Raw genomic sequence first — 6,736 nt, forward strand, 5'->3', positions numbered from 1 at the left:
GTCGCCCAGCGGCAGCGCGGCCCGCACCTGCCACACCGTGCCCCCGGGCCCGGAGACCGGACCGGCGTCGAGGGTGCCGCCGAGCAGGGACACCCGCTCGCGCATCCCGATCAGCCCGGTGCCGGAGCCGGGCGCCCGGGGGCCCTCGCGGTCCCCGTACGGGCTGATCACGCTGACCTCGAGCGGGCCGTCCGCGCGGTGCGCCAGCGTCACGTCCACCCGGCCGGGCGCGGCGTGCTTGAGGGCGTTGGTGAGCGACTCCTGGACGATGCGGTACGCGGCGAGCTCGACCGGGGCGGGCAGCGGGGCGGCGCCGTCCGGCCGCTCGTCGCACAGGACGATGTCCTGGCCGCCGGGGCGGGCGTTGGTGCGGGCCTGCTCCAGCAGGGTGTCGAGCGCGTCGAGCGTGGAGGTGGCGGCCGGTTCCGAGGTCTCCCCGGGGTCCCGCAGCAGCCCGATCAGCCGGCGCATTTCGGCCAGGCCGCGCACGCTGTTCTCCCGGATGACGCCGAGCGCCTCGTCGGTCGCGGCGGGGTCCTTCAGCGAGAGCGCGGCGCTGGAGTGGATGGCGATGGCCGAGAGGTGGTTGGCCACCATGTCGTGGAGTTCGCGCGCCATCCGGGAGCGCTCCGAGGCCACCGCCTCCCGCCGGTCCAACTCGGCCAGCAGCGCGACGCGTTCGGCCTCCAGCCGGGCGGCCGCGGCCTCCTCGCGGTGGTTGCGGACCACCGCCCCGGTCCAGGCCGGGGTGAGGGTGAGCAGCGCGACGAACGTGCCGACCAGCAGCGCCAGGGGGTCGTTGTAGATGGCCAGCGGTACCACGGTCGCCAGCACCGTGAGGAGGCCGCAGAGCCGGGGGATGCGCCGGGCGGCGCCGGGGCCGGAGTACATGACGGCCGCGTACACCAGGTCGGTGTACATCAGGAACGTCACGGCCAGCCCGCCGCTGAGGATGTCGAGGGAGAGCGCCGCGGTCCCCACGCCCAGGCCGACAAGGGGCCTTGAGCGCCGCAGCAGCTCGGACGCGGAGATCACGACCAGCGCGATCAGCCCCAGCCAGCGGGGCGTATGGAAGAACGACTGGTTGTTGTGCACCCCCACCGCCCACATCAGGGCCCCGCCGAGCAGTCCGCTCAGGGCGATGAGGACGTCATGCCGGTGTGGGCGTGGGAGGTGGGGACGGGACGGCATGGCACCCATCACACCATGTGGCGCGCCGGGCGGACCTCCCCCTTGGGGCCGGGCCCGCCGCCCGGCGGCGTACATCGAAGGATGCAGTCGGGATTCATCGCCGCCGACGACGCGCGCGGCCCGATCGACAGGGGAGGGTTGGGGCCAAGGGCAGAGCGAGAGAGGAAACATCGTGGTTGTCGCGCTGATCATCGCGTGTGAGGTCGGCTTCTGGGTGCTGCTGGGCATCGGCATTCTGCTGCGCTACGTGGCGAAGATGCCGAAGGCGAGCACCGTGGTGCTCTTGTGCGAACCGGTGCTGGAGGTGGTGCTGTTCGTGACGACCGTGATCGACCTGAGGAACGGCGCCGAACCGGACTGGAAGCACGGTCTCGCCGCGGTCTACATCGGCTACTCGGCCGCGCTCGGCCATTCGACGATCAAATGGGTCGACGCCCGGGTGGCCCACCGCTTCTTCGGCGGGCCGCCGCCGGTCAAGCCCGCGAAGTACGGCGTGGCGCGCACGCTGCACGAGTGGAAGACCGCCGGCCGCTGGGTGCTGGCCGCGGTCATCGCCATCGCACTGCTCCAGGGCGGGATCTGGTACGTCGGCGACGACGGCGAGATCGGCTCGCTGCGCGACTGGCAGCTGAAGATGCTGTTCCTGATCGGCATCAACGTGGCCATCGCGCTCAGCTACACGCTCTTTCCCAAGCGGGAGCGCTCCGCGTCGTCTGCCCGCTAACCCCCGTAACGGGCAGACGACGACGGGCCCCGCCCCGCCCCGTCGGCCCCGGCGACGCGCCACGCGCGGCCGGGCCGACGGGGCCCGTGGTTTTTCAGCGGTTCTCGCCCGGGACCCACAGGACGTCGCCTACCTCCTTGTTGGCCGAGCGGGCCAGGATGAACAGCAGATCCGAGAGCCGGTTGAGATAGGTGGCGGTGAGCGCGTTCATCGAGTCCCCGTGCTCGGTGAGCGCCGCCCAGGTGGAGCGCTCGGCGCGGCGCACCACCGTGCACGCCTGGTGCAGCAGCGCCGCGCCCGGGGCGCCGCCCGGGAGGATGAAGCTGCGCAGCTTCTCCAGCCCCTCCAGGAAGCGGTCGCAGTCCGCCTCCAGCTTGTCGATGTAGCTCTGCTCCACGCGCAGCGGCGGATGGGCGGGGTCCGCCACCACCGGTGTGCACAGGTCCGCGCCCACGTCGAACAGGTCGTTCTGGACGCGGACCAGCACCTTGACGATCTCGGCGGGCAGTTGGCCCAGTGCGATGGCCACCCCGATCGCGGCGTTCGCCTCGTTGGCGTCGGCGTACGCGCCGATCCGCGAATCGGTCTTGGCGGTGCGGCTCATATCGCCGAGGGCGGTGGAGCCCGTGTCGCCGGTACGCGTATAGATACGGGTGAGATTGACCATGGCTCCGAGCCTACGTGGCGGCCCTACGCCCCGGCCCGCTGGAAGAGCCGTGCCCCGAGGGTGACGGCCACGGCCGCGAGCGCGGTGGCGACCAGCGCGGCCAGCGCGATCTTCCCGTCCCCGTACTCCCCGGCGAAGGCGGCCCGCACCCCGTCCACGAGATAGCGGAACGGCACGAAGTGCGAGGCGATGTCGAGCCAGCGGGGCCCGAGCGACATCGGCAGCAGGATGCCCGACAGCAGCATCGCGGGCATGGTGATGGAGTTGATGACCGGCGCGAACCCCTGCGGCGAGGACACCCGCATCGCCAGCGCGTAGGAGAGCGAGGCGAGCGAGATGGTCAGTACGCCGACGAAGACGAAGCCGATCGCCACGCCCAGCACCGGGGCGCGCAGCCCGAGCGCCACGGCGACGCACACCAGCACCAGGGACTGCCACAGCAGCTGGACGACGTCCTTGAGCACCCGGCCCATGAGCAGCGCCAGCCGGCTGACCGGGGTCACCCGCATCCGCTCGATGACGCCCGTACGGCGCTCGAGGATCAGCCCGATCCCTGTGAACGAGGCGCTGAACAGGCCGAGTTGGACGAGGATGCCGGGGACGATGGTCTGCCAGGAGCCGGCCCGGCCGCCGAGCGGCAGATCGGTGAGCAGCGGGCCGAAGAAGACGAGGAAGAGCAGCGGCTGGACCATCCCGAAGATCAGGGCGGGTTTGGAGCGCAGCGTCTGGCGGGCGTAGCGGCCGAATATCAGGGCCGTGTCGGAGACGAGACGAGGCATGGGGCCTTCTTCCGGGGCTTGCGGTAGGTGTCCTGGTCAGGCTTGCGGTAGGTGTCCTGGTCAGACGGCGAGCGGGGCGGGGTTCCGGGGGACGGTGCCGCGCCCGGTGATGGCGATGAAGGCGTCCTGGAGGGTGGCGTCCGGTGCGCCGCCGTGCTCGGCCTTGAGCCGCTCCGCCGTCCCCTCGGCGGCCACCAGGCCCTGGTCGACGATGACCAGCCGGTCGGACAGCGCCTCCGCCTCGTCCAGGTAGTGGGTGGTCAGGAAAACCGTCATGCCGAGCTCGGCGCGCAGCCGGCGGATCAACTGCCAGAGGTCGGCGCGGCTGCCGGGGTCGAGCCCGGTGGTCGGCTCGTCCAGGAAGAGGATCTCGGGCCGGTGGACCAGGCCGAGGGCGATGTCCAGCCGCCGCCGCTGCCCGCCGGAGAGCGCGGCGCAGGGGCGGTCCAGCAGCTCGGCCAGGCCCAGGTCCCGGGCCAGCTCCCCGGCGCGGGCGGTGGCCTCGGCCCTGCCCATCCGGTAGAGCCGCCCCTGGGTGACCAGTTCCTCCCGTACGGAGACGGTCGGATCGACCCCGCCGGACTGGGCCACATAGCCGATCCGCCGGCGCACCCCGGCCGGATCGCGGGCGAGGTCGTGCCCGGCGACGGTGGCGCTGCCGCCGGTGGGCGGGAGCAGCGTGGTGAGCATGCGCAGCGTGGTGGTCTTGCCCGCTCCGTTGGGTCCGAGGAAGCCGAGGATCTCACCGCGCTCGACGGTCAGGTCGATGCCGCGCACGGCTGCCACGGGGCCGCGCTTGGTCCGGAAGGTGTGGGTGAGGCCGTTCGTCGTGATGACTGCCATGGCACCCAGAAAAACAGAGGCGCACCAATTTTGCAATCACCCCAAAAATCAATGAGCCCCAGCGAAGTTAGGATGAGGCCATGGCGGAAGGGCTCAGGGAGCGGAAGAAACGGCAGACCAGGCAGCACATCTCGGACGTCGCGACCGGGCTGTTCATGGCGCGCGGCTTCGAGGCGGTCACGATCGCGGAGATCGCCGAGGCGGCCGAGGTCTCCGTCAACACGGTCTACAACTACTTCCCGACCAAGGAGGACCTCTTCGTCGACCGCGAGGAGGAGGTCGTCGACCGCCCCTCCCGGCTCGTACGGGAGCGCGCGGCCGGACAGTCGGCGGCGCGGGCGCTGATGGACCAGCTGCGCCAGGACATCCGCGAACGGCACCCTTATGTCGGGCTGAGCGAGGGCTATGACCGGTTCCGGCAGGTCATCGTGGAGTCCCCGACGCTGATGGCCAGGCTCTTCGCCATCCAGGGCAAGGCGGTCCACCAGCTCGGGGCCACCCTGCGCGAGGAGGCCGCCGCCGACCCCGAGGACCCCAGACCCGAGTTCATCGCCCATCAGCTCGTCGGGTTGCAGAACGCGGTGCTGCGCTCGATCATCCGCGGGCTCGCGGAGGGCGGCGGTGTGGACGCCGTCGCCGAGGATGCCCTCCGTAAGGTCGACGTCATGGAGTCGCTCCTGAGCGACACGGTCCTCAACTATGCGGCGAAGAACACACCGTGACGCGCGTTACGAGGGGCTGCCCGCGGGGGTGAACGGACGTTAAGGTCCGGCACATCGGACTGTCGACAGATCAGACGGACTGTCGGCGAAACAGCCGGAAGCTACCGAACAGAGAGGTGTGTGTCGTGGCCAAGAAGCTCGCGGTCATCGGAGCCGGACTCATGGGGTCCGGTATCGCGCAGGTCTCGGCCCAGGCCGGCTGGGACGTGGTGCTGCGCGATGTGACCGACGAGGCGCTGCGGCGCGGCACGGACACCATCCGGGCCTCGTACGACAAGTTCGTCTCCAAGGGCAAGCTGGAGGCGGAGGAGGCCGAGCGGGCGCTGGGCCGGATCACCACCACGACCGACCTCGAGGCCGCCGCCGACGCGGATGTCGTGGTGGAGGCGGTCTTCGAGAAGATCGAGGTCAAGCGGGAGATCTTCCGCACCCTCGATGAACTGGTCAAGGACGACACGATCCTGGCCTCGAACACCTCGGCCATCCCGATCACCAAGATCGCCGCGGCCACCCGGCGCCCGGAGCGGGTCGTCGGCACCCACTTCTTCTCGCCGGTGCCGATGATGCGGCTGTGCGAGCTGGTGCGCGGTCACAAGACGAGCGATGAAACCCTGGCCGCCGCACGGGAGTTCGCGGAGGGCGTCGGCAAGACCTGTATCGTCGTCAACCGCGATGTCGCGGGTTTCGTCACCACCCGGCTGATCTCCGCCCTCGTCGTGGAAGCGGCGAAGCTGTACGAGTCGGGGGTCGCCACGGCCGAGGACATCGACACCGCCTGCAAGCTGGGCTTCGGCCACGCGATGGGACCCCTCGCGACGGCCGACCTGACCGGCGTGGACATCCTGCTGCACGCCACCGACAACATCTACACCGAGTCGCAGGACGAGAAGTTCGCACCGCCGGAGATCATGCGCCGGATGGTCGATGCGGGGGACATCGGCCGGAAGAGCGGCGAGGGCTTCTACCGCTACTGAGGGCCTTGGTGCGGCGCCAGGCCCGGAACTCACCCTCCTGGGTGAATTCGGTATCGGTTCGCTTACAGACGGCAACTTCCTCGTGTGAGAGGCAGTCAGTTCTGTAGACAGAAATGGCGCATTGACGACACGACGCACCGTATTGGGGAGCGCATATGCACATCAGGGGCGACCACGCCGAGCTGGTCGTCGGGGGCCGACTGGACGTCCGGAGCGCGGCGGACGCCCGTACGGCCCTGCACACCGCCGTCGACGCGGGCGGCGGGGATCTCGTCCTCGACCTGACCGAACTGGACTCCTGGGACGCCACCGGGCTCGGGGTGATCATGGGCGTGCACCGCAGGGCCGGCCGGGTGGGCAGACGGCTGGTGCTGCGCGGGGTGCCGCCCCAGATGCAGCGGCTGCTGGTGGCCACCCGGCTGCACCGCATCCTCGCGATCGAAGGCGGACTGGAGGCGGAGTCCCTGCCGCGTGTCTGAGCGGCGGGGACCGCCTGCCCGGGGGCCGGTGGGTTACCCGGGGTGGCGTGGGCCACCTCCGGCGCGGTGGATACTGTGAGCAGGTCCAGGCCGTCTGATACGGCCCGGGGTTCGGTGAGCGCCGGACACATTCCCTACGGCGGCACCGGACCAGAAGCGAAGGCAGGCCGGGGAGCCTTACAGCACGCCACGCATCTGGGGGGCAAGGACATTGGACCCGAAGAACCGCGGATCGCAGGAGCACGGTCACGACGAGGCCGCGCCGGGTGCGGCTTCCGGTGCGTCGCGTGCGGCGGACAGCCCGGGCGACGGCTCGTCGCCGCGCCCGCCCGCGCCGCCGGGGCCGACGGGGGACGT

General features: G+C 70.9%; 8 protein-coding genes. 4 read left to right on the top strand and 4 right to left on the bottom strand.

Going from position 1 to position 6,736, the window contains the following annotated elements; all coding sequences use genetic code 11:
- Window positions 1-1,191: histidine kinase (locus GWI24_RS38020; protein ID WP_210950608.1), on the bottom strand; the 1,191-nt coding region annotated here is incomplete at its 3' end.
- A 172-nt stretch (window positions 1,192-1,363) separates the two neighbouring features.
- On the opposite strand from GWI24_RS38020, the gene GWI24_RS38025 reads away from it, so the two are divergent.
- Window positions 1,364-1,915, top strand: a complete 552-nt coding sequence (locus GWI24_RS38025; protein ID WP_210950609.1) for a hypothetical protein — start codon at window positions 1,364-1,366, stop codon at window positions 1,913-1,915.
- A 94-nt stretch (window positions 1,916-2,009) separates the two neighbouring features.
- On the opposite strand, the gene GWI24_RS38030 is transcribed toward GWI24_RS38025, so the two are convergent.
- The 3 genes from GWI24_RS38030 to GWI24_RS38040 are packed head-to-tail and all read right to left on the bottom strand — an operon-like array spanning window position 2,010 to window position 4,204.
- Window positions 2,010-2,582, bottom strand: a complete 573-nt coding sequence (locus tag GWI24_RS38030) for a cob(I)yrinic acid a,c-diamide adenosyltransferase (protein ID WP_210950610.1) — start codon at window positions 2,580-2,582, stop codon at window positions 2,010-2,012.
- 23 nt (window positions 2,583-2,605) lie between these two features.
- Window positions 2,606-3,361 carry an ABC transporter permease gene (locus GWI24_RS38035; protein ID WP_210950611.1) on the bottom strand — a complete coding sequence of 252 codons (756 nt, stop codon included), beginning with the start codon at window positions 3,359-3,361 and terminating at the stop codon, window positions 2,606-2,608.
- 60 nt (window positions 3,362-3,421) lie between these two features.
- A complete protein-coding gene (locus GWI24_RS38040) occupies window positions 3,422-4,204 on the bottom strand; it encodes an ABC transporter ATP-binding protein (RefSeq protein ID WP_210950612.1) in 783 nt (260 codons plus the stop codon).
- Between the two features lie 80 nt (window positions 4,205-4,284).
- Here GWI24_RS38040 and GWI24_RS38045 point away from each other — a divergent pair, with 80 nt between their 5' ends.
- The 3 genes from GWI24_RS38045 (at window position 4,285) to GWI24_RS38055 (ending at window position 6,379) form a co-directional block, all read left to right on the top strand.
- Window positions 4,285-4,926, top strand: coding sequence for a TetR/AcrR family transcriptional regulator (locus GWI24_RS38045; protein WP_210950613.1), 642 nt, complete (start codon window positions 4,285-4,287; stop codon window positions 4,924-4,926).
- A gap of 125 nt (window positions 4,927-5,051) precedes the next feature.
- Window positions 5,052-5,900 carry a 3-hydroxyacyl-CoA dehydrogenase family protein gene (locus GWI24_RS38050; RefSeq protein ID WP_210950614.1) on the top strand — a complete coding sequence of 283 codons (849 nt, stop codon included), beginning with the start codon at window positions 5,052-5,054 and terminating at the stop codon, window positions 5,898-5,900.
- A gap of 155 nt (window positions 5,901-6,055) precedes the next feature.
- Window positions 6,056-6,379, top strand: a complete 324-nt coding sequence (locus tag GWI24_RS38055; RefSeq protein WP_137967452.1) for an STAS domain-containing protein — start codon at window positions 6,056-6,058, stop codon at window positions 6,377-6,379.
- Window positions 6,380-6,736 lie beyond the last annotated feature (357 nt).

The organism is Streptomyces sp. MK37H, from assembly GCF_018035285.1.
Taxonomy (GTDB): domain Bacteria; phylum Actinomycetota; class Actinomycetes; order Streptomycetales; family Streptomycetaceae; genus Streptomyces; species Streptomyces endocoffeicus.

Excerpts from the sequence above, each read along its gene's own strand:
- GWI24_RS38030 (WP_210950610.1), bottom strand. The coding sequence starts at position 2,582 with ATGGTCAATCTCACCCGTATCTATACGCGTACCGGCGACACGGGCTCC.
- GWI24_RS38035 (WP_210950611.1), bottom strand. The coding sequence starts at position 3,361 with ATGCCTCGTCTCGTCTCCGACACGGCCCTGATATTCGGCCGCTACGCC.
- GWI24_RS38040 (WP_210950612.1), bottom strand. The coding sequence starts at position 4,204 with ATGGCAGTCATCACGACGAACGGCCTCACCCACACCTTCCGGACCAAG.
- GWI24_RS38045 (WP_210950613.1), top strand. The coding sequence starts at position 4,285 with ATGGCGGAAGGGCTCAGGGAGCGGAAGAAACGGCAGACCAGGCAGCAC.
- GWI24_RS38055 (WP_137967452.1), top strand. The coding sequence starts at position 6,056 with ATGCACATCAGGGGCGACCACGCCGAGCTGGTCGTCGGGGGCCGACTG.